Source organism: Lentzea sp. NPDC006480 (assembly GCF_040611995.1).
Classification (GTDB): Bacteria; Actinomycetota; Actinomycetes; order Mycobacteriales; family Pseudonocardiaceae; genus Lentzea.
This window is the reverse complement of record NZ_JBEXPJ010000007.1, coordinates 67,485-90,214: the sequence shown is the minus strand read 5'-3', so window position 1 is coordinate 90,214 and position 22,730 is coordinate 67,485. Positions and strand designations below refer to the sequence as shown.

The window sequence follows — 22,730 nt, the reverse complement described above, 5'->3', positions numbered from 1 at the left end:
CATGACTGATCTGCTGTCTTCCGGATACCGCGGCCCGCACGCGCTCAGCAACCGCGGCTGGCTCGACTTCGTGGCGCGCCTTGAACGTCGTGAGGAGATCGCGCTTGTCCGGTCGCTGACATCGGGCAACTCGCGGGCACTCGACGTCGGTGGTGGCACCGGGGAGCTGACCCGTGCGGTCGCGGTGCAGCTGGGTGGGTGTACGGCGGTCGAACCAGACGCGGACCGGGCAACGCGCCTGCGGGAAACGGGCATCGAGATCCTGCCGGGCAGTGCCGAGGAGCTGCCGTTCGACGACGGCACGTTCGACGTGGTGCTGGCCAACTGGATCCTGCCGTACGTCACGGATCTGGAGCGGTCGGTGCGGGAGATCGGTCGCGTGGTCGACCTGTCGCATCCCGAGGCCAAGGTGGTGTTCATCGGTGGGGCGCCGGACAACGAGCTCGTGGCGTTGCTGAACGAGACCTGCGTGCCGATCGCCGGCGAGCCGCCGGACGACCAGGGTTATCTGCTCGCAGTCGCCGAAGAGGTGCTGGGACAGCAGGGGTTCAGCCGGTTCGACCTGTACCGGACGGAAGCCGCGCTGCACTTTCCCGAAGCCGGCCTGGACGAACGGGTGCGGGCGGCGGCACGGACGCTCGTGAACTTCTGGTACGAGGACCACCCGGCCGCACAGAAGATGCTCACCGCCGTGGAACCCGCGCTGCGCAGGCACTTCAGCCGACGTCCGCACGCGGTGGGTGACCAGGGGGTGGTGCTGGTCGCCCGGCCCTAGGCCTTGGTGCCGATGCCGGCGATGGCGCGGACTTCCATCTCGGCGGCCTTCGCGGCGTTCTCCGGCTCGGCCTTCGAGAAGATCGTGCCCAGGAACCCGCACAGGAACGAGAACGGGATGGAGACCAGACCAGGGTTGCCCAACGGGAACCAGGCGAAGTCGACGTCCGGGAAGATCGACGTCTTCGCGCCCGACATCACCGGCGAGGAGAGGATGAGCAGCAGGCAGGAGCCGAGGCCGCCGTAGATGCTCCAGAGGGTGCCGGTGGTGTTGAAGCGTCGCCAGAAGATCGTGTAGAGGATCGTCGACAGGTTCGCGGAGGCGGCCAGAGCGAGGGCGAGCGAGACCAGGAACGCCACGTTCTGGCCGTTCGCCGCGATACCGCCGATGATCGACAGCAGGCCGACCACCACGGCAGTCATGCGGGCGACCCGGATCTCCCGGCGAGGCTCGGCGTTGCCGCGCTTGATCACGTTCGCGTACACGTCGTGGGCGAAGGAGGCCGAAGCGGCCAGCGTCAGACCGGCGACGACCGCGAGGATCGTGGCGAACGCGACCGCGGACACGATGCCGAGCAGCACGGCGCCACCGATGCGGAACGCCAGCAGCGGCGCCGCGGAGTTCTCGCCGCCCGGTGCCGCGGCGATGGTGTCGGTGCCCACCAACGCCATCGCGCCGAAGCCGATCACCAGCGTGCACAGGTAGAAGATGACCATCGTCCAGGTCGCCCACACGACCGAACGACGGGCTTCCGAGGCGTTCGGCACGGTGTAGAAGCGCATCAGCACGTGCGGCAGGGAGGCGATGCCCAGCACCAGCGACAACGCCAGCGACACGAAGTCCAGTTTGGACATCGTGCTGAAGCCGTACTTGGCACCGGGGTCGAGGACGGCCTCGCCGAGCTTGTTGTTCTCGGTGGCCTGCTGCATGATCGCGGACAGGCTGAAGCCGAACTTGCCCAGCAGGAAGACGCTCATCAGCGTCACGCAGAGCAGCAGCAGGACGGCCTTGATGATCTGCACCCAGGTCGTGCCCTTCATGCCGCCGACCAGCACGTAGAACACCATCACCATGCCGACGACGGCGATCAGGAACGCCTGGCCGGTCTTCGAGGACACGTTCAGCAGCAGGGCGATCAGGCCGCCGGCGCCCGCCATCTGCGCGATCATGTAGAAGAACGAGATCACCAGGGTCGCGTTCGCGGCGGCCGCGCGGACCGGGCGCTGCTTCATCCGGAACGCCAGCACGTCGCCGACGGTGAAGCGGCCGGTGTTGCGCAGGCCCTCCGCGATCAGCAGCAGGCCGACGAGCCAGGCGACGACCCAGCCGACGGAGTAGAGGAAGCCGTCGTAGCCGTGCGCCGCGATGCCGCCGGAGATGCCGAGGAACGACGCGGCCGAGAGGAAGTCGCCGGAGAGCGCGACGCCGTTCTGGGCGCCGGTGAACGAGCTGCCCGCCGCGTAGTAGTCCGACGCCGTCACGTTCCGGCTCGACGCGCGGTAGACGATGTAGAGGGTGATCAGGACGAACACCGCGAAGACGCTGAGGTTCAGCACCGGGTTGCCGGTGGTGGGCATGCCTTACTCCTCGACGCCTGTCTTCTCTGCGAGCAATTTGCGCTGCGGGTCCAGCCGTCGCTTTGCGTAACGGGCATAACCGAGCGTGATGAGGATCGACGTGACGAACTGCCCGAGGCCCAGCAGGATCCCGAGGTTGATCACACCGATTACCTTGGTGCTGACGAGCTCGTGCGCATATGCGGACAGCAGCACGAACGTCAGGTAGGACGCGAGGAACAAAGCGGTCATCGGGAAGATGAACGTCGTGAGTCGCCGGCGTAACGCGCGGAATTCTTCGGTCTGCTGAATCAACGCGAAGTTCGGTTTGCCGTTCGAATCGACGTACGACAAGGCCTCGGGGTCGTCGAACGACGCGAAACCCCGGATTTCCCGATGCTCGTGCTGCGTTTCGCCAGGCGACCACATCGCCTTGGTCATGTACCCCCGCCCCTCGCTGTGCGGCGACCACTGTAGCGCTCTCACGTGTGCAGTCAACGAACGCCTGTACCGGGAAACGGGCAAAACCGGACACTGCATTCGTCTCAAATGGTCGGTCGTGAGGATACCTCAGTGATCTTGGCCGCAGAAGCCCTGAAGTTGCGCCGTGTGCAACACCGTTCGACGATCGATTCGACAGGTCCAGACCGTTGTCGCACGTGTACACCTGGCCTAGGATCGTTCGGTCCGCGTTTTTGGTGACGGTTGGGGATAAAGTGGGGTTCTTAGCGCGCGAACGCACAGTCGCGCCTCCCGGATGGAACCGCTGGCTCGTTCCGCCCGCAGCACTGGCGATTCATCTCTCCATTGGTCAGGCCTACGCCTGGAGCGTCTTCAAGACGCCTCTGGAGAAATCTCTCGGTATCACGGGAACGCAGTCGGCTCTGCCCTTCCAGCTCGGCATCGTGATGCTCGGGCTCTCCGCCGCGGTGCTCGGCACGACCGTGGAGCGCAAGGGGCCGCGCTGGGCGATGTTCATGTCGCTGCTGGCCTTCTGCTCCGGTCTGCTGATCTCGGCGGTCGGCGTGTGGGCGGGCATGTACTGGGTCGTCGTCCTGGGCTACGGCCTCGTCGGCGGCATCGGTCTGGGCATCGGCTACATCTCGCCGGTCTCGACGCTGATCAAGTGGTTCCCCGACCGGCCGGGCATGGCGACCGGCATCGCGATCATGGGCTTCGGCGGCGGAGCGTTGATCGCGTCACCCTGGTCGACCTCGATGCTGACCGCGTTCGGCAACACCTCGACGTCGGGCATCGGCAAGGCCTTCCTGATCCACGGCATCGCCTACGCGATCTTCATGAGCGTCGGCGTCCTGCTCATCCGCCTGCCCTCCAAGGAGTTCACGGAGGAGAAGGCGGCGCTGCTCAAGGACAAGCCGAAGGCCACGGTCGCGTTCAACGTCTCCGCGAACAACGCGATCAAGACGCCGCAGTTCTGGCTGCTCTGGGTCGTGCTGTGCTTCAACGTCACCGCGGGCATCGGCATCCTGGAGAAGGCCGCGCCGATGCTGGTCGACTTCTTCAAGGAGTCGTCGACGCCGGTCCTCGCGACCGCCGCGACCGGTTTCGTCGCACTGCTGTCCGCCGCGAACATGGCCGGCCGCTTCGTCTGGTCGTCCACTTCGGACCTCGTGGGCCGCAAGAACATCTACCGCCTCTACCTCGGTGCCGGCGCGCTGCTCTACCTGGTGCTGCTGACCCTCGGCCCGACGAGCACCCCGCTGTTCGTGGTCGCGGCGATGGTGATCCTGTCGTTCTACGGCGGCGGCTTCGCCACGATTCCTGCCTACCTGCGCGACCTGTTCGGCACCTACCAGGTCGGCGCGATCCACGGCCGCCTGCTGACCGCGTGGTCGGTCGCCGGTGTCCTCGGGCCGCTGATCGTCAACGCCATCGCGGACGCGGGCAAGAAGGCGGGCCACACCGGTCCCGACTTGTACGCCACGTCGTTCTACATCATGATCTCGCTGCTGGTCGTTGGTTTCGTGGCGAACGAGCTGGTCCGCCCGGTCAACCCCAAGTTCCACGAACCCAAGGCCGAAGAGATCTCCGACGAGCCCGCGTCCAGGACGGACGACGAGGCCACGGTCGCCAAGTGGAACGAGGCCGAGGCGGCGGACGTCGCAGAGGCAGCGGACAAGAACGCGGACGAAGACGCGGAAGGCGTGGTGCGGAAGTGAACTCACAGCGCTTGTTGCTGATCGGTGCCTGGTTGTGGGTGGGCATCCCGCTCGCTTACGGCCTGTACCGGCTCTTCCTGAACGCGGCCAAGCTCTTCGTCTGATGTTCAACTCGCTCGTCAACTGGCGCAACTGGCGCCTGCCGGTGAAGCTCGCCGCGGTGTTGATCGTTCCGGTCTTCATCGCGGTGGGCGCCGGCGTACTGCAGATCCAGTCCCACATGGCCCGCGCCGAGTCCTACGCGGCGCTCCAGCGGCTGGTGAAGGTCCGTTCGGCGCTGATCCCCGTGATCGAGGGCGTGCAGGCGGAACGGCGGATCGTCGCCGAGGGCTCCGGCCCGCAGGCGCTCCAGGAACAGGTGAAGCGCACCGACGACGCCAGGACCGCGTTGCGCGGCCAGGTCGCCAAGACCTCGCTGTCGCAGGTGGTCACGGCCCGCATGGACGACGTCCGCTCCCGCATCGGCGGCCTGCCCGCCCTGCGCGAGAAGACCGGCGACGTGCCGGGCGTGATCAAGGAGTACACCTCTCTCACCGAGTCGATGCTCGACGTGGACGAGGTGCTCGCCAGCGAGTTCGGCGACGCGGCCCTGTCCCGCACGGCGATGGGTCTGCACCACGCGCTGCACGTGCAGGAGCAGGTCCTCTACCAGCAGGCGGTCGTGCTGTCCGGGCTCACCCGCGGCCAGCTCGTCACGGCCGAGGTGCGCTCGCTCGTCGAGTCGAACGTCAAGCTCGGCTACATCGCCGGCCAGTTCGCGGCTCTCGCGACGCCGGAGCAGCTGACCTCGTACTGGTCGTTCTTCAACGGACCGGACATCGAGGCGCACCGCAAGATGCTCGCCACGGCGGTGCTGCACCCGACCTCGGACGCGCCTGCCACGGGCACCGGTGTCAACGCCGCGAAGCCCAAGCCGTTGCCCATCGCGGCCTCGGACTGGAGCAGGGCCTCCGGAGCGGTCGCGACGTCGCTCGACGGCGTGGTCACCGGGTTGCAGAACGACCTGCGCGACACCGCGAACCGGCTGCGCGACGAGACCAGCGACGCGGCGGGCACGGCGTCCGCGATCCTGTTCGCCAGCCTCATCCTGGCCGGCACCATCGGGTTCGTCGTCGGCCGCTACCTGCTGCGTTCACTCAACGCCCTGCGCCGCTCGGCGCTGGAGGTGGCGTGGCACAAACTTCCCGAAATGGTCGCGACCGGTCGCGGCAGCATCGAGATCGAGCCCGTGCCGGTCGACACGACCGAGGAGTTCGGCCAGGTGGCGCGCGCGTTCGACGCGGTGCACAAGCAGGCCGTCAAGTCGGTCATCGAGCAGGCCGGCATGCGCGCGAACATGCGCAACATCTTCGTGAACCTCTCGCGCCGCAGCCAGAGCCTGGTCGAACGCCAGCTCAAGCTGATGGAGGAGCTGGAGAAGTACGAGGAAGACCCGGACCAGCTCGCGAACCTCTTCAAGCTCGACCACCTCGCCACCCGCATGCGCCGCAACAACGAGAACCTCATGGTGCTCTCCGGCGGCGACGTGGCCCGCAGGTTCCACCGCCCGATCCCGCTCACCGACGTGCTGCGCGCGGCGGCCGCCGAGATCGAGCAGTACCAACGGGTGATGGTGCACACGGCGCCGAATGCCGAAGTGGTCGGTTATGTGGCAAGCGACCTCGTCCGGCTGCTGGCCGAACTTCTTGACAACGCAACGGCTTTCTCGCCGCCGCACACCCAGGTCTCGATCAGCGCGTCGATCGAGGCCGGCGACATCGTGCAGATCGACGTGGTCGACCACGGCATCGGCATCGACCCCGAGGCGCTGGCCGTGGTGAACCGGCGGCTGGAGGCCGCCGGTGAGGGTGTCGAGGTCCAGGTCTTCCGCGAAATGGGACTTTTCGTCGTCGGAAGGCTCGCCGCACGCCACCAGATCGTGGTACGTCTCGATGCTCAACAGGGCAAGGGGACTCGCGCGATCGTGTTGGTTCCGGCGGAACTGGCACCACGACGCGAAGAGTCCTGGGAGTCTTTCCGAGGGGAAGCGACAGAGCACCAGCACCAGCCGGCGCGGCCGATGATGTCCGGCCCGGCGATGGAACCGGAGTCAGCGGCAGTGTCAGGGACGGCAGCGGCGTCGTGGTTCGAGGCACCTGCTGGCGCTGTGCCGCCTCCCCCCGCACCAGCACGCCAGTCGCCTGAGTCGGCCCGGGGCTTCCTCGACGCCTTCCAGCGCGGTGTGCAGCGAGGCCTTCCCGACCGGCAGGAGAGTCGATGAGCACGCAGGTGGACCAGTTCGGCTGGCTGGTCACCAACTTCGCCGACAGAACACCCGGCATCGAGCACGCCGTGGTGATCTCGGCCGACGGCTTGGTGTTGATCTCGTCGTCCAAGCTTCCGCAGCACGTCGCGCCGCAGTTCGCGGCGATCGTGGCCGGCGTGGTGTCGCTCGCGGAGTCGGCGTCGCAGTGCTTCGCGGGCGAGTCGGTCGTCCGCACGGTCGTGCAGATGGACCGGGGCGTGATGCTGCTGTCGTCGATCAGCGACGGCTCGGTCCTCGCGGTGCTCGCGTCGAACTCGTGCGACGTCGCGCAGGTCGCGTACGAGATGACGGTGGTCGTGCGGCAGGTGGGCCAGCTGCTCACGCCGGAGCTGCGGGCCGAGCTGGCATGAGCGGACAGGACGAGGAGCAGGTCAACTTCGGTGACCTGGTCAGCGGGTTCAGCTTCGACAGCGCCCGGATCCGCAGACGCGGCAAGAAGAAGGCCCCGCGCATCGTGGAGGCCCCGCCGGAGCCGGACCCGTACGCGACGCTGCCGTTCGAGCCGGTGCCGCCGTTGCCGTCCATCGAGTCGTCGGCGTCCATCGTGCGCGCCTACGCGTGGACCGGTGGCCGCACCACGTCCGAGGTGCACCTGGAGATCGAGTCGCTGGTCTCGGTGAACGAGTTCTCGGCGACGGCGGTGCGTCCGGAGCACCAGGACGTGCTGGCTTTGTGCCAGTCGCCGCGGTCGGTGGCCGAGATCGCGGCTCTGCGGCACCTGCCGTTGGGTGTGACGAAGGTGCTGCTCGGTGACATGGCGTCGCACGGGCTGATCGACGTCCACCGCACCGCGTCGTCGTACGGCGAGGAGCGGCCGGACGGTGCGCTGCTGGAGCGGGTGCTCGCGGGGTTGCGCAGGCTCTGACCTGGGCAGCCGTGCTCTCAGCCGCCGGTCAGGACCAGGTGCTGGAGTTCTTGCAGCTGCCGGCACGGTTCGAGGCCCAGCTGGCCGACCGAGTAGCGGTAGGCGTCCTCGTACGTGGCCAGGGCTTCCTTGCGCCGCCCGGCCCGGTGCAGCGCCCACATCAGCAGGTGCCGGGTGTGCTCGCGCTCCGGGTGCTCGGCGATGAGGTCGCGCAGGTCCTGCAGGTCCGGGGACCTGCCGAGGATCATCCTGAGCTCGGCGCGGCGGGTCCTGGCCTCGTCGCGCGCCTCGGTGAGGGCGCGGACCTCGGGGAACCTCGGCCAGTCCGCCGTCACGCCGGTCAGCGGGGTGCCGCGCCACAGGTCCAGTGCCGTGTCGAGGGCGTGCAGCTCGCGGATCTGGTCGTCGGTGTCGCGTGCCGTCGCGATGTGCCGGTGGAACTCGGTGACGTCCGCGGTGTCGTCGCCGAGGTTGATCCGGTAGCCGCCGGGGCTGGTCTCGAGGGCGGCGCCGCAGCCGGTGGCCTTGAGGAGCCGGCGCAACCGCAGGACGTGCACCTGCAGCGTCGAGGTGGAGCCGGCCGCGGTGCCCCACAGGCGGCGGGTGAGGTCGTCGGTGCTGTGGACCGCCTGGCCGGCCAGCAGGAGGTGGGCCAGCAGGATGCGTTGCACCGGGCCGCCCAGGTGGTGGCCGCGGTCGCCGTCGCGCAGTTCGAACTGGCCGAGCAGACGGAACTCCATGGTCCTCAGCGTCGCGGGTATCGCTGAGCGGTGGCTGACGCGGCGCTGAATCGCTACGGTCGAGATCACATCTGGGGAGGTTGTCGTGGAGTTTCAGGACGTGGTGCGTCGCCGTCGCATGGTGCGCAAGTTCACCGACGAGCCGGTCAGCGAGGAGTCCATCCAGCGGATCATGCGCAACGCCGTGCGCGGGCCGTCGGCCGGGTTCTCGCAGGGGCAGGGCTTTCTGGTGCTGCAGGGCGAGTCGCTGAAGCGGCTCACCGAGATGTTCGAGTTCTGGGCCGGTGAGGACGCGAAGACCGCGCCCGTGGTCGTCATCCCGTTCTCGGCCAAGGACATCTACCTCGACCGGTACGCGCAGGACGACAAGGGCTGGACGGACCGCGACGAGAGCCACTGGCCGGTGCCGTACTGGGACATCGACACGGGCATGGCCTCGTTGCTGATCCTGCAGACCGCGGTGGACGAGGGCCTCGGCGCGGTGTTCTTCGGGACCGACAAGGACGAGTGGCCGAAGCTGCGCGAGGCGTTCGGCGTGCCGGACATCTACGTGCCGATCGGCATGATCGCGATCGGCCACCCCGCCGAGGAGGGCATCTCCGAGGGGGCGTCGCCACGCACGCGCAAGCGCAACAAGTTCGAGGAGATGGTCCACTGGGGACAGTGGAAGTGAGGTCGTTCGGCCTGCTCGGGCCGTTGGACGTGGTGCTCGACGGGCACCACGTCCACGTCCCGCCCGGCAAGCGGCGCGTCGTGCTCGCCGCGCTGCTGCTGCGTCCCGGCCAGGTGGTCGGGGTCGACGAACTCGTTGAGCTCGTGGGTGGTTCGCGGGGAGCGCTGCAGACCACGGTCGGGCGGTTGCGCGAGGACTTGGGCGTGCCGGACCTCGTGCAGACGCGGCCTGGTGGCTATCTGCTGGATGTCCTGCCCGACGAGGTCGACGTGCACCGGTTCGAAACCTTGGAGCCGCACCAAGCTCTGGCGTTGTGGCGTGGCCGGCCGTTCGCGGACATCGGCAGTGATGTGCTCGAACGCGATCACGTGCCGGCGTTGACCGAGAAGTACCTGACTGTGCTGGAAGCGCGGATCGAGGGCGATCTTCGTGCGGGCAGGCACTCGGAGCTCGTCCCCGAACTGCGTTCGCTCACCCGGCAGCACCCGACCCGGGAACGGTTGTGGGCGCAGCTGATCCTGGCGTTGCACCGCTGCGACCGGCAGACCGAGGCGTTGCAGGCGTACGACGACATCCGCGGCCGGCTGGCCGACGAGCTGGGCCTCGACCCCGGCAAGGACCTGCAGAAGGCTCACCAGCAGGTGCTCACGGCCGACAACCGGCCCAGGGCGCGCAACGACCTGCCCGGCGACATCCCGGACTTCGCGGGCCGCTCCCAAGATCTCGACGAGATCCTCGCCGCCGTCCCGTCCGGCTGTGTCGCGATCACCGCGATCGACGGCATGGCGGGCATCGGCAAGACCACGCTCGCCGTTCGTGCCGCGCACCGGCTGGCTTCTCGATTCCCCGACGCGCAGCTGTTCGTCGATCTGCACTCGTACACCGACGGCGTCGAACCGCGCACCCCGTCGGACGCGCTGCTGGCGTTGCTGACCGCACTCGGCGTGCCCGCGCACGACATCCCGGACGGCATCGACGCCCGCGCGGCCCGGTGGCGCGCGGAGATGGCCCACCGCAAGGCACTCGTGGTGCTCGACAACGCGGGCAGCGCCGCCCAGGTCCGCCCGCTGCTGCCCGGTACCGGCCTGGTTCTCGTCACCAGCAGGCGCCGGCTCCTCGACCTGGATGCCGCCCACACGGTCTCGCTCGACGTTCTGTCCGAAGAGGACTCGATCAATCTGCTCACGAGCATCGTCGGGCCGAAGGCGGACGTCGAGACCGCTCGCGAGATCGTCCGGCTCTGCGGCTACCTGCCGCTCGCGGTGCGGATCGTCGGTGCCCGCTGGCGCACCAGGCCCGCGTGGACGGCCCAGGACCTCGTCCGCAGGCTCACCGGACAGCGACTGATCGAGCTGAAGGCGGGGGAGCGCAGCGTTGCGGGCGCGTTCGCCCTGTCCTATCAGCAACTCAACGCCGAGCAGCAGCGGCTGTTCCGGCGGCTCGGCCTGCACACGGGTGAGGACTGGGACACCTACCTCGCCGCGGCGGTGATCGGCTCGACGCGGGCAGAGGCAGAGCGGCTGCTGGACGACCTGCTCGACGTGCATCTGGTGCAGCAGAAGGAGAACGGCCGCTACCGCCTCCACGACCTGCTGGCCGACCACGCGAAAGCGGCGGTCGAGCCGGAGGAGAGGAGCGAGGCGATCGTCCGCATCCTCGACCACTACCTGCACAACGCCGAGGTCTCCGCGCTGCTGATCGCACCCGGCCGCCCTCAGTTCGACTCCGCCGTCACCTACGAGCTGGTCGACCCGCCCGCGTTCCCCACCCCTGTCGAGGCGCTGGCGTGGCAGGAGGCTGAACGGCTGAACCTCAGGGCCGCCGTCTACCTGGCCGCGTACGAGGGGCACTACCAGCACGCGTGGCAGCTGCCGCACCAGTTCGCCCACTACCTGCTGTTGCGCGGTTCCGGCCGGGAACGGGTCGAGGTGCAGAGCGTCGCGCTCGCGGCGGCGCACGCGCTCGGCGATCTGAAGGCCCGCGCGGAAGCGTTGCGGGGCTTGGGTTCTGCCTACCTGGACGACGGCAACCCGCAGGCCGAGGATCGCCTGCTGGAGGCACTCGACCTGATGCGGCAGATCGGTGACGTGCGCGGTGAGGCGTCGACGATGGGTCTGCTCGGCATGATCGCGCGCCAACGAGGCGAGTTCGACAAGTCGATGGACTACTTCCAACGCGGTGTGGTGCTGATGCAGCGGGTGGATGCCCCGACGGGGGAGGCCAGCGCGTGGCACAACATCGGAATCAACCACGCCCAGCTCGGACAGTCAGAAGAAGCGCTGGTGCACATGCAGCGGGCGGCCGCGTTGTCGGCAGAACACGGCGATGTCCGCGCGACCGCGCTGACGTTGCACAACATCGCCCATGTGTACTTCGACATGGGGCTGGACGACGAGTGCATGGCCTGGGCCGACAGGTCGCTGGCCGCCTACCGGGAGTCCGGTGACGAGCGCGGTCAAGCGCTCGCCCTGGCGGACTACGCCTACTGGCGCTACGAGATGGGGGATCACGCGGCCGCGGGTGAGCTGGCGCGCACGGCGTCGAGGTTGTGCCGGTCCTACACCAATCTGCCGGACGACGACTCCGTGCTGGCGTCCATGGAGGACGTCCGCGACGTCATCGGGCAGGTCGGGCTGCTCGTCGCTCTGTCGCTCGACGCGCAGGTGGAGGGCCGGCTGCACGAGGCGCTCGATCATCTGGAGCGGTGCATGGTGCTCGTGAGGGCTCGCAGCTGGTGGAGCGAGGATCGCGTGTGCGGGCAGCTCTCGGCAGTGCACCTGGCGCTCGGCGACCAGGAGAGCGCCATCCGGTACGCGGAGGAGGCGGTCGAGGTCGCCGAGCGCGGAAAGCAGCCGCGCGCGGTCGCGTTCGCACGGCTGACCCTCGCTAGAGCGTCAGCCCCAGCGTCACGAGTGTGATCACGGCCGCCGCCAGTACGGCGAAGGCCACCCACTGCTGCACCCTGTCCTTGGTCGTGCGCATCCCCGGCTCCCCTCGGTGGTGTTGCCACCGAGGGTGCGAGAGAGCGTCCACACATCGTTCCCACCACGATCACACGGGCGACAAAGCGCTGGTCGGGACCACTCGCTGCGACTCGTACGGGTTGGCCCAGAGCAGCTTGAGGTAGGCCTCGCCGGTCAGGTCGGCGTACTCGACCCTGATCGGGTACTTCCGGCCTGCTTCGAGGTTCACGGCTGCCTTGTCGACGCGTGGGCCGTGCGGTTTCGACCCGTCGATGACGAGCTGGTCGCCGAGCCACACCTTCACCGTCTCGTCGGACACGGCCAGCAACGTGTGCGGGCCGGTGTAGCTCGCCTGCAGCGATCCGGTCCACCGCGCCGAGAAGTTGTCCAGTGGCACGCCGGGCGCTGCGGGAGTGGTTTCGCGCCAAGGGAAGTTCAGCGTCGGATCGGTCCGCCGGACGACGAGCCGGTCGCCGTCGAAGTACTCGCCGGTCAGGCCGGATCCGTTACCGCGCACCGGTTGTGGTGTGCGGATCGTCAGTTCGATCACGGACGCCGTGGAGCTGGTCGGCTGACCTGACGGCTGCACGTCGAACCCGTCACCGGAAGCCTGCCAGCGCACCCGTTGCCCACTGCCGAGAACCCGAGCCGCCAGCACGTCGAACGGCGCTTTCGTGCTCAGGTGCAGCGACGAGTTCCAGTCGTGGACCGAGAGGTAGAGCTTGTCGTCGCGCCGGGTCACCGCACCCCAGCCGGGATCGGAGACCAGCCCGGTCTGCGAGGTGCCGTAGACGGCCTTCCCGTTGGCGCGCAACCAGTCCCCGACGCCGCGCAGCGACTGCTGGGCGCCGGCCGGGATGCGGCCGAGGTCGTCCGGGCCGACGTTGAGCAGCATGTTGCCGCCGCGGCCGGTGATGTCCGTGAGGAACCTGGTCAGCTGCGAGGACGGTTTGAACGCCGTGTCGTAGCGGGTCCAGCCCCAGCGGTTGCTGGTCGTGATGCACGACTCCCAGGCGACGGCGTCCAGTGGCGCCTGGGGGATGTTCTGGTGGCGTTCCGGGGTTTCGTGGTCGCCGTCGACGAACCGGCTCTTGGCGACGCGGTCGTTGATGATCAACGCGGGGTCGAGCGAACGCAGGTACCGCTGCAGCTCGTCGCCGTCCTTCAGCGACCACCACGGCTGGCCCTGACCGTCGAACCACAGCGTGGCCGGGTGGTACGTGGTCACGAGCTCGCGCAGCTGTTCGCGCATGCGCTGCTTGTAGGCCGCCGCGTCACCGGTGACGCCGGGGTCGTGCCAGTCGTTGATCGAGTAGTAGAGCCCGAACCGCAGGCCGCGCCGTTCGGACGCGCGCTTCAGCTCGGCCAGGACGTCGCGCTGGAACCCCGAGTGGTCGTGCAGGTTCCACGTCGTCGTCCGGGTCGGCCACATCGCGAAGCCGTCGTGGTGCTTGGACGTGATGACCACGTACTTCTGGCCCGCGTCCTGAGCGAGCCGCGCGATCTCGTCGGCGTTGAACCCGGTCGGGTTGAACTTGCGCGCGGCCGCCTCGTACTCGGGCCACGGGATGTCGCAGCGCAGCTTGATCCACTCGGCGTCGGTGCACAGCGTGCCGTCCGGGCGCCGGTACTCGCCGCCCCACCACGAGTACGGTCCGAAGTGGACGAACATGCCGAACTTCGCGTCCCGCCACCACTGCGTGCGGGACGAGGTGAGCGGGTCGTCGAACGCGGGGGCAGGGGCAGCCGAGGCGGGCGGTACGAGCCCGAGCACCAGCAGAACGGCCAGCAGCACGCGCACGAGTCCTCCAAACGGGAAGGTTCGCGGCGGCTTGGCCCAACGTAGCTCGGATTCATGTTGCGAAAGGAGGGATCATCCGTGCCTCCTTTCCCAGGGGTGGCGAAATTCCGGTGGTCGGCGGGATCGCGCGGAACGCGGGCCTGTGCAGCGGCACGCGCCCGTGGCGCCGACTGATCCGAACGGCAGAGCGTGGATGCGTCGGAACAGACCAAACGCGCCGTCGCGCAGGAAGCGCGGGCCGCGCGGAAACGCCGAGCACGATGTGCTTCACGGGCCCGAGGGTCGCCGCGCCGGATCCCGTCTCGCTACCGTCTCACTCCCTGTCCCCAAGTGCGGAAATTGCCCTTACGGTGACGCCGTGGACTTCGGAATTCTGGGGCCGATCCAGGCTCGCGACGGGGGCGTCCGGCTCGAGCTCGGCGGCGTCCGCGGCCAGAAGGTGCTCGCCGCGTTGTTGCTCGCGCCCGGCCGGGTGGTGGCGCTGTCGCACCTGGTCGACGTGGTGTGGGACGGCGAGCCGCCCTCGACCGGCAAGCACCAGATCCAGAAGTCGGTCGGTGATCTCCGTGCGGCTCTGGGCGTGCCGGGGATGATCGTCACGGACGGGCCCGGCTACCGGATCGTGCTCGGGGCGGCGGCGCTGGACGTGGTCACGTTCGAGCGGCACGTGGCGACCGCGCAGACCGTGGAACCCGCTGAGGCGGTTCGGTTGCTGCGCACGGCTCTCTCGCTGTGGCGCGGCCCTGCGTTGGCGGGCTTGAACAGCCAGGCGTTGCGGGTGGAGGCCGAACGGCTGGACGAACGCCGGATCGCCGTGGCCCAGCAGTGTTTCGCGTTGCAGCTGGAACTCGGGCAGCACGAGCAGGTGATCACCGAGCTGTCCGCGCTGGTGGCCGCGAACCCGTTCCGCGAGCAGCTGGTCGAACAGCTGATGATCGCGCTGTACCGGTCGAACCGGCAGGCCGATGCGCTGGAGCTCTACGACCGGACCCGCCGGTTGCTCGCCGATGAACTGGGCGTTGATCCCGGCCGCAGCCTGCGCACCGCGCATCAGGCGATCCTCAACCAGGACACCGAGTCCGGACCGGTGTCTCCGAAAGCCCCCGCGCAGCTCCCCGCGGATCTCGCCAGGTTCACCGGTCGTAGGTCCTATTTGGACGAACTGGACGCGAGCCTGTCGGCGTCCACCGTGGTGATCACGTCGATCGCCGGAACCGCCGGCGTGGGCAAGACGGCGCTGGCCGTGCACTGGGCGCATCGGGTGCGCGACCGGTTCCCGGACGGCCAGCTGTACCTGAACCTGCGCGGCTACGACGATGCTCCCGCCACGACACCGGTGGAGGCGCTGACACAGTTCCTGCGCGGGCTCGGGGTCGAGCCGGACCAGATTCCGCGCGACGTCGACGAGCAGGCGAGCACGTACCGGTCGATCCTGTCGAACCGGAGGGTGCTGATCCTGCTGGACAACGCGGCCTGCGAGGACCAGGTGCGGCCGTTGCTGCCCGGCACGCCCGGCTGCGCGGTGATCGTCACGAGCCGCAACGACATGCGCGGGCTGACGGCGTTGGACGACGCCCGGCGGGTCGAGCTGGACCTGCTCACTCCGGACGAAGCCCACACGTTGATCAACCGCGTGCTGGGCTCTGCGCGTGCGGAGGCCGAACCCGAGGCGGTCGCGGATCTCGCGGCGCTGTGCGGATACCTGCCGCTGGCGATCCGGATCGCGGCGGCCAACCTGGCTTGTCGCCCGCACGACCGGATCGCCGATGCCGTCGCGGATCTCGCTCAGGGGAACCGGTTGGCGCAGCTGGCGATCAGCGGAGACCGGCGGGCGGCGGTGACGGCGGCGTTCGAGCTTTCGCTGACAACGTTGCCGGACGAGGCGGTCCGGCTGTTCCGGCGGTTGGGACTGTTGCCGCGCACGGACTTCACCGCGCACACGGCGTCCGTGTTGATGGGCGTGGACGACGTGCGGCCGCTGGTGTCGATGCTGGAGGGCGCGAGCCTGATCGAGCCGCACACCCGCGGGCGGTTCCGGATGCACGACCTGTTGCACCTCTACGCGCGGGAGCTGGTGGACTCCGACGAGGACGCGGAGAAGGCCGGGCTGCGGTTGCTCGACCACTACCTGCACACGACGGACGCGGCGCTGGACGTGCTGGCACCGGAGATGTACCGGCTCGGCCGGGACGGCACCTCGGCTCTGTCGTTCGACAGCAAGGAAGCCGCGCTGTCCTGGTTGGACGGTGAGTGGGAGTCGGTGGCGACCTGTGCTCTGCGCGCCGAGCCGCCGCACTACCGCTGGGAGCTGGCGGACTCGTTGCGCCGCATGTGGTACCTGCGTCAGCAGTTCGACCGCTGGCACGAGACGTCGTCGGCCGGGCTTCTTGCCGCTGAGCAGGAGAACGACCTGCGCGGTCAGGCCTCGATGCACCTCTCGCTGGGGACGCTGCACTGCGAGCTCGACGGACGGCAGGGAGTCGGGCACCTGGAGACGGCTCTGGCTCTGTACGGGGAGTCCGGTGATCGGGCCGGGCAGTTCCACTGCCTCAACAACCTCTCCGTGATCCACCTGACGCTCGGCCGCACGCAGGACGCGATCGGACTGCTGCGCGAGGCGTTGCCGCTGGTGGACGACAACCTCCGGCTCTCAGCCGTGGTGAACCTGAACCTGGGTGTGGCGACCGCGCAGACCGGACGGCTCCGCGAGTCGCTGAAGCACTACGAGCGGGCGCGGGAGTTGCTGCAGGACGCCGGTGGCAGCGTGTCGGACACGTTGGTGGAGTTCGCATTGGCGGAGCTGCACGCGCTGCTCGGCGATCCGGCGCGGGCTCGCGAGTACGCCGACCGCGGTGGCCGGCTGGCCGAGGAGTCCGGCTCGCACGCGTGGCGGTACGTGCTGCAGTCGGTCGAGGCGAAGATCGACCGCGGCACCGGGCGGACCGAGCGCGCTCTGCACAGGGCCCTGGCCCTGGTCGAGGAGGCCGACGAGGGCGAGGCGGAGCTGTACGTGCTGCTCGGCCTGGTGATCGTGGGAAGCGCTTACCACCGGCTGGGGCAGCTGGAACCCGCCGTGGAGGCGTTGCGGCGCGGGCTGCGGCTGGCCGGGTCGCTCGGGCGGGTGGACAACGAGACCGAGTACCTGATCGATCTGGCCAGGGTGCTGCACACGGCAGGCGACTCCGCGTCCGCGGTGGAGCTGGCCACGCGTGCTCTGGCGCAGGCAACGGATTTCGGGTTCCGGATGCAACGCGGACGGGCGTTGGCGACGTTGAGCTCGTTGAGTCTGGAGGCGGGCGACTGGGCGCGAGCGCACGCACACGCCGTCGAGGCCGTGGAGGTGCAGCGGGCGACCGGTTTCGTGCTCGGAGAAGCGGAGTCGTTGCTGGTGCTGGCGCATGCGGCAGACCGGCTCGACGACCCGGCCGCGGCCTCGTACCTGCATGAAATGCGAGCGATCGTCGCGCGCGCAACCGGTGTCCACGGCGGTGAACCCGCGGGTGTTCTGTGTGAGACTGACCTCGACTGACGGGTATCCGGCAGAAGGGGGCAGGTGTGCGGACCGACCTGTTCCCACGCCCGCAACAGCTCCCGGCGGCCGTCGCGGACTTCGTCGGACGTGAGGAGCCGCTCCAGTCCGTCGTCGACCTGATCACCCCGTTTCCGCAGGTGGTGCTGCTGACGGGACCGGTGGGGGCGGGCAAGACGACGCTCGCCGTGCACGCGGCGCACCGGGTGGCGAACGGGCACTTCCCCGACGGTCAGCTGTTCGTGCGGCTGCGCGGTTCGACTCCGCACGAAGTGCTGGGCCGGTTTCTCGCTTCGTTCGGACTGTCCGTTCCGGGGGATTTCGCGGCACGGTTGAGCGCGTATCGAGACGCTGTCGCGCGGCAGTCACTTCTGCTTGTGCTGGACGACGCGACGAGCGTGCAGCAGGTGACGCCGCTGCTGCCGCACGCGCCGGGATGCGCGGTGCTGGTGACTTCGCGGCACCGCTTGCGGCTGCCGCACGTGGTCTCCGTCGGTCCGTTGGAGCCTGCGCAAGCGCTGGCGTTGCTGGGCAAGCAGATCGGCGCTGACCGCGTGTCCGCTGAGGCTTCGTCCGCGGATGCTCTGGTTGCGGCGGTGGACTGCTCGCCCTTGGCGTTGCGGATCGCCGGGGCCCAGCTCGCCGCTCGTCCGCACTGGCCGCTCTCGCTCCTCGTCGATCGGCTGTCCTTGGCTTCCCTGACGCACGGCGGGTTGTCCGTTCGGGCCGGGTTGGAGGAGACGGCCGGAGACCTGAGCCTGCACGCCCGGCGGCTGCTGGGCTTGCTCGCCGGGCTGGGGTTCGGCCGGCTGCCTTCCTGGGCGCCGGTGGCCGCGTTCGGCGACGTGCGTGGACAGTCCGCCGTGGACGAACTGGTGTCGGCGCATCTCGTCTCGGTGTCCGGCGAGGACTACGTGGTGCCGCCGCTGGTCCGGGAGTTCGCTGCGCAGACATCCGTTGATGCGTTGCGGCGGGTGCTGGGCGGGTGGCTCCACCTGCTGGATCACGCGCGGTCCGCGTTGTACGGCGGTGAGTTCTCGGTCGTGCGCGGGTCGTCGGTGCGCGAGGTGGTGCGACTGGATTCGTTGCTGCGATCGGATCCGCTGGCGTGGCTGGAGGCTTCTGCCGCGTCGTTGGTCGAGGCGGTGTCACTGGCGGCTGAGGCCGGGTTGGACGAGCTGAGCTGGGAGCTCGCGCATCGGCTGGTGGTGTTGTTCGAGACGCGCATCGACTACGACGGCTGGCAGCACACGCACGACGTCGCGCTTGCGGCGTGTTCGGGCAACGTGCGCGGCACGGCCGTGTTGTGGTGCTCGCTCGCGTCGTTGCACATCAGCCAGAGCCGGTACGACTTGGCTCTGGAGATGACGATGCTCGCCAAGGACGCCTTCGAGAACCTCGGTGATCTCGCCGGCCTCGGCCTGGTCTACCGGAACCTGGGGATCGTGTCGCGGTCTTCCGGTGACCTGGTGGCGGCTCGGCGGTGGTATCAGCGAGCGCTTGCCGTGTACGAGCGGCACGGAGACCCCGTGGGGCAGGCGTCGGTGCTGCAGAACCTGGCGCAGATCGACCTGTACGACTCGGATCCCGCGGGCGCGTTGGAACGCCTGACCGCTGCTCTGGACGTGTGCGAGCGCGGTCCGGTGCGGGTGGTGGCGCAGATCAACTACCGGATGGGCAAACTGCTCTCGGCAGCCGGCCGGTACGACGAGGCACACGACATCCTGTCCGTCGCCTTGGACCTGGCGCGTTCGGCGCGGGACCGTCGTGGTGAGAGCTTCGTGCTGTACGTGTTGGGGTGCAACGAGTTCTCGCGTTCCCGGTTCGGTGCCGCGCGTTCGTCGCTGGTCGAGGCGGTGGCCATCTGCGAGGCCAACTTCGACGTCGTCGGTGCCGCGCGGGCCCGGCTGGAGCTCTCGCGCGTGCACCGAGCGTGTGGCGAAACGCGACTCGCGGGCGAGCTGGAAGCAGCTGCCCGTGCGGTTTACTCGGAATTCGGGTTGAAACCGGCGATGGGTGATTTGATCTTCCAGCCGTAGGGTCTTTGTGAGCTATTGCTCCAACCGAGTGCTTGGCTGAGTCGTAAGATTCCGTTAGGGTCGCATTCGCGGACAATTGGCAGGGCGGATGGCGTTACCGAAAATCGCCCAAAAATTGATCAAAAATTAGCCACTTGTTCGATTGCAACCAAAACGCTGCTCCGTCCGGGTGGTGCCTTCCACGGCAGGACCAGCCGTCGCTCACCCTGCGGGACGGTGGTGACCAGGGTGTGTGCGGGTAGTGGTGTGGCGTCGGCCAAAAGGGGCTTGCGAGTCGTGAGAATCGGACCAGTCTTGTCTAATGGCATCGCCGGGATCCGTCCGGCGGACAGTGGCCTCGACGCGGGGGTGGAACGCACCATGGGTGGTGTCCCGACGTTTCCCCACGGCAGACCACTGACGTGGGCGGACCTGGAGGCGATGCCTGATGACGGGCACCGTTTCGAACTCGTCGACGGGGTGTTGGTCATGAGCCCCTCACCCCGCCCCGTGCACCAGCGCGTCGTCGCCCGGCTGCTGGTGGCGCTGACGGCTGTCTGCCCGCCGGAGCTGGAGGTCCTTCCCGCTCCGGTCGACGTGGTGCTCGCCGACGACACGGTCTTCATCCCCGACCTGGTGGTGGGCCGGCGCGAGCAGTTCACGAAGCAGGCGCTCATGGGACCGCCCGTGCTGGCGGTCGAGGTCCTGTCGCCGCGCACGCGACACGTGGATCTGGAGCTCAAGCGGGCGAAGTTCCAGGAAGTCGGCTGCGAGAACTACTGGATGATCGACTACGACAGTCCGTGGCTGCGTTGCCTGCACCTCGAAAACGGGTTTTACGTGGAACAGGCGCGGTCCGACGGTGAAGAGATCATCGAGCTGCAGTTCCCCTTCGCGGTGAAACTCAGCGCCCAGTCACTGGTGCGCTGAGTGCTTGCCGATCAAGACGGAATGGGCTGAACGGGCGACGCCGCCCTACGAACGTGTAGATCAAGGTTTCACCATCTGGCGCGCCTGATCGCCGGGCTGGTTGCGTGCACCGCGTCACGTCCAACGCGCGGAGGTCCCACGCCCATGCAGCCGTTCCAGCTGCCGGAGTTCTACACGCCCTACCCGGCCCGGCTGAATCCGAACCTCGAGCGCGCCCGCGTCCACACGCGCGCCTGGGCCCACGAGATGGACATGATCGACGTCCCCCAGCACGGCACCGTGATCTGGACCGGCGACGACCTCGAGTCGCACGACTACGCGTTGCTCTGCGCGTACACGCATCCCGACTGCGATGGCGAGACGCTCGACCTCATCACCGACTGGTACGTGTGGGTCTTCTACTTCGACGACCACTTCGTCGAGCTCTACAAGCGCAACCCGGACGTCAAGGGCGCCCAGGCCTACCTCGACCGGCTGCCGTTGTTCATGCCGGTCAACGGCGTCATCACGGAGAAGCCCACGAACCCGGTCGAGAAGGGCCTCGCGGACCTGTGGCGCCGGACCGTGCCGTCGCACTCGCTGGACTGGCGCGAGCGGTTCGCGGACAACACCAAGCACCTGCTCGACGAGTCGATGTGGGAGCTGCACAACATCAGCGCCAAGCGGCTCAGCAACCCCGTCGAGTACATCGAGATGCGCCGCAAGGTCGGCGGCGCGCCGTGGAGCGCGAACCTCGTCGAGCACGCGGTCGGCCTGGAGGTGCCCGCCCGGATCGCACTGTCCCGCCCGATCGGAGTCCTCCGGGACACGTTCTCCGACGCCGTGCACCTGCGCAACGACCTGTTCTCCTACGAGCGCGAGGTGCTCGACGAGGGCGAGCTGTCCAACGGCGTGCTGGTGTTCGAGAAGTTCCTCGACCTGCCCACCCAGGAGGCCGCCGAGGCTGTCAACGACCTGCTGACGTCCCGCCTGCACCAGTTCGAGCACACGGCCCTCACGGAGGTCCCGATGCTGCTCGACGAGCACGCCGTCGACCCCGTCGGGCGTGCGGCCGTCCTGGGCTACACCAAGGGCCTGCAGGACTGGCAGGCGGGCGGGCACGAGTGGCACCTGCGGTCGTCGCGGTACATGAACAAAGCCGCTCCCAAGCCCGAGCTCGGCATGTCGGCCCTGCTGAGCTCGTACGCCAGGACCATGCCGCAGCGGCTGCGGCAGTTCTCCAGCACGCCGAAGATCGTCGAGCCGTACGCCCGGCCGGCGCTGGAGGTGCCGTTCACGCTGACCCTGTCGCCGCACCTCGACCAGGTCCGCGAGGAGATCGTCGGGTGGGCCCGGGAGATGGGCATCCTCAGCGAGGGCCTGTGGGACGAGCACAAGCTGCGCACCTTCGACCTGCCGCTGTGCTCGGCCGGGCTCGACCCGGACGCGACGCCGTCGGAGCTGTTCAACTCGGGTGCGTGGCTCGCGTGGGGCACCTACGCGGACGACATGTACCCCTGGGTGTTCGGTCGGCTGCGCGACCTGGCCGGGCTCAAGGCGCAGACCATGCGGCTCAAGCAGTGCATGCCGCTCGACCTCGTGCCGGTGATCGTGCCGGCGAACGCGACGGAACGCGGGCTTGCCGACCTGTGGCCGCGGACCGCGGGGCCCATGTCCGCCGAGTACCGGAAAACGTTCCGGGAGACCGTCGACGTGATGCTCGACGCGTGGGTCTGGGAGGTGATCAACATGATGGAGAACCGCATTCCGGACCCGGTCGACTACCTGGAAATGCGGCGCACCACGTTCGGGTCCGAGCTCACGATGTCGCTGTCCCGGTTCTCGCATTCGGGAACGGTGCCAGCGGAGATCTGGGGCACCCGCGTCATCCAGACCATGGAGCGGTCGGCCATGGACTACTGCTGCATGATGAACGACGTCTTCTCGTACCTGAAGGAAATCCAGTACGAGGGCGAGGTGCACAACATGGTCCGGGTGGTCGAGAACTTCCTCGGCGTCCCGCAGGCCCGTGCCTTCGAGATCACCTACAAGCTGATGGACGCCCGTCTCGGCCAGTTCGTCCGCTCGGTGGACGTCGACCTGCCGAAGCTCTTCGAGGACCTCTCACTCGACGGCGCCACGCGAGCCGCGCTGACCCGGTACGCCGGCGAGCTGAAGGACTGGATCGCCGGAATCCTCAACTGGCACAACGAAACCTCGCGGTACTGGGAACACGAGGTGAGGACCCCGCCGAACGCGGGTGCGTTCAGCCGGGGTCCGTCAGGTCTCGGCACGTCGGCCTACCGGCTCACCTCCCGAACTTCGAGCTGAGCCACGCGGGTCGCCTCGCGGTGGACGGCCGCGGACGAGTGGGACCCGGCGGTGATCGTCGGTGAGTCGCTGTCAAGGCCTGACA

At 68.5% G+C, this 22,730-nt stretch carries 15 protein-coding genes; 11 read left to right on the top strand and 4 right to left on the bottom strand.

Annotated elements, in window-relative coordinates; translation table 11 throughout:
• The first annotated feature begins 1 nt into the window (after position 1).
• Positions 2–775: a class I SAM-dependent methyltransferase gene (locus ABZX92_RS05090; protein ID WP_355554191.1), complete on the top strand. Its 774-nt coding sequence runs from the start codon at positions 2–4 to the stop codon at positions 773–775.
• Here the strand turns inward: ABZX92_RS05090 and ABZX92_RS05085 are convergent.
• Both ABZX92_RS05085 and ABZX92_RS05080 read right to left on the bottom strand, forming a co-directional pair.
• Complete coding sequence (locus tag ABZX92_RS05085; RefSeq protein ID WP_355554188.1) at positions 772–2,352, bottom strand: cation acetate symporter; 1,581 nt, start codon at positions 2,350–2,352, stop codon at positions 772–774. The genes ABZX92_RS05090 and ABZX92_RS05085 overlap by 4 nt on opposite strands.
• A gap of 3 nt (positions 2,353–2,355) precedes the next feature.
• Positions 2,356–2,817 carry a DUF485 domain-containing protein gene (locus ABZX92_RS05080; RefSeq protein WP_355554185.1) on the bottom strand — a complete coding sequence of 154 codons (462 nt, stop codon included), beginning with the start codon at positions 2,815–2,817 and terminating at the stop codon, positions 2,356–2,358.
• 230 nt (positions 2,818–3,047) lie between these two features.
• Here ABZX92_RS05080 and ABZX92_RS05075 point away from each other — a divergent pair, with 230 nt between their 5' ends.
• The 4 genes from ABZX92_RS05075 (at position 3,048) to ABZX92_RS05060 (ending at position 7,681) form a co-directional block, all read left to right on the top strand.
• Positions 3,048–4,511 (top strand): OFA family MFS transporter, encoded by a 1,464-nt coding sequence (locus ABZX92_RS05075; protein ID WP_355554182.1) that lies wholly within the window; start codon positions 3,048–3,050, stop codon positions 4,509–4,511.
• 103 nt (positions 4,512–4,614) lie between these two features.
• A complete protein-coding gene (locus ABZX92_RS05070) occupies positions 4,615–6,771 on the top strand; it encodes a nitrate- and nitrite sensing domain-containing protein (RefSeq protein WP_355554179.1) in 2,157 nt (718 codons plus the stop codon).
• Entirely contained in the window at positions 6,768–7,166 is a 399-nt protein-coding gene (locus ABZX92_RS05065) for a roadblock/LC7 domain-containing protein (RefSeq protein WP_045316521.1), read from the top strand. Before ABZX92_RS05070 ends, ABZX92_RS05065 begins: the two co-directional genes overlap by 4 nt.
• The gene (locus tag ABZX92_RS05060; protein ID WP_355554175.1) at positions 7,163–7,681 is read left to right on the top strand and encodes a DUF742 domain-containing protein; all 519 of its coding nucleotides are present in this window, start codon (positions 7,163–7,165) and stop codon (positions 7,679–7,681) included. Before ABZX92_RS05065 ends, ABZX92_RS05060 begins: the two co-directional genes overlap by 4 nt.
• Before the next feature lie 17 nt (positions 7,682–7,698).
• Here the strand turns inward: ABZX92_RS05060 and ABZX92_RS05055 are convergent, their stop codons facing one another.
• Positions 7,699–8,421, bottom strand: coding sequence for an AfsR/SARP family transcriptional regulator (locus ABZX92_RS05055; protein WP_355554172.1), 723 nt, complete (start codon positions 8,419–8,421; stop codon positions 7,699–7,701).
• Positions 8,422–8,506: 85 nt separating this feature from the next.
• Here ABZX92_RS05055 and ABZX92_RS05050 point away from each other — a divergent pair, with 85 nt between their 5' ends.
• Positions 8,507–9,094 (top strand): nitroreductase family protein, encoded by a 588-nt coding sequence (locus ABZX92_RS05050; RefSeq protein ID WP_355554169.1) that lies wholly within the window; start codon positions 8,507–8,509, stop codon positions 9,092–9,094.
• Positions 9,091–12,012 carry a BTAD domain-containing putative transcriptional regulator gene (locus tag ABZX92_RS05045; protein ID WP_355554166.1) on the top strand — a complete coding sequence of 974 codons (2,922 nt, stop codon included), beginning with the start codon at positions 9,091–9,093 and terminating at the stop codon, positions 12,010–12,012. The genes ABZX92_RS05050 and ABZX92_RS05045 overlap by 4 nt, the downstream gene beginning before the upstream one ends.
• Positions 12,013–12,145: 133 nt before the next feature.
• On the opposite strand, the gene ABZX92_RS05040 is transcribed toward ABZX92_RS05045, so the two are convergent.
• Positions 12,146–13,858 (bottom strand): alpha-L-fucosidase, encoded by a 1,713-nt coding sequence (locus ABZX92_RS05040; RefSeq protein WP_355554163.1) that lies wholly within the window; start codon positions 13,856–13,858, stop codon positions 12,146–12,148.
• 358 nt (positions 13,859–14,216) lie between these two features.
• Between ABZX92_RS05040 and ABZX92_RS05035 the strand changes: the two genes are divergently transcribed.
• The 4 genes from ABZX92_RS05035 (at position 14,217) to ABZX92_RS05020 (ending at position 22,645) form a co-directional block, all read left to right on the top strand.
• Positions 14,217–17,387, top strand: coding sequence for a BTAD domain-containing putative transcriptional regulator (locus tag ABZX92_RS05035; protein WP_355554160.1), 3,171 nt, complete (start codon positions 14,217–14,219; stop codon positions 17,385–17,387).
• Between the two features lie 26 nt (positions 17,388–17,413).
• Complete coding sequence (locus ABZX92_RS05030) at positions 17,414–19,426, top strand: tetratricopeptide repeat protein (RefSeq protein WP_355554158.1); 2,013 nt, start codon at positions 17,414–17,416, stop codon at positions 19,424–19,426.
• Positions 19,427–19,702: 276 nt separating this feature from the next.
• Entirely contained in the window at positions 19,703–20,335 is a 633-nt protein-coding gene (locus ABZX92_RS05025) for a Uma2 family endonuclease (protein WP_355554155.1), read from the top strand.
• A 144-nt stretch (positions 20,336–20,479) separates the two neighbouring features.
• Complete coding sequence (locus ABZX92_RS05020) at positions 20,480–22,645, top strand: germacradienol/geosmin synthase (protein WP_355554152.1); 2,166 nt, start codon at positions 20,480–20,482, stop codon at positions 22,643–22,645.
• Positions 22,646–22,730: the final 85 nt, after the last annotated feature.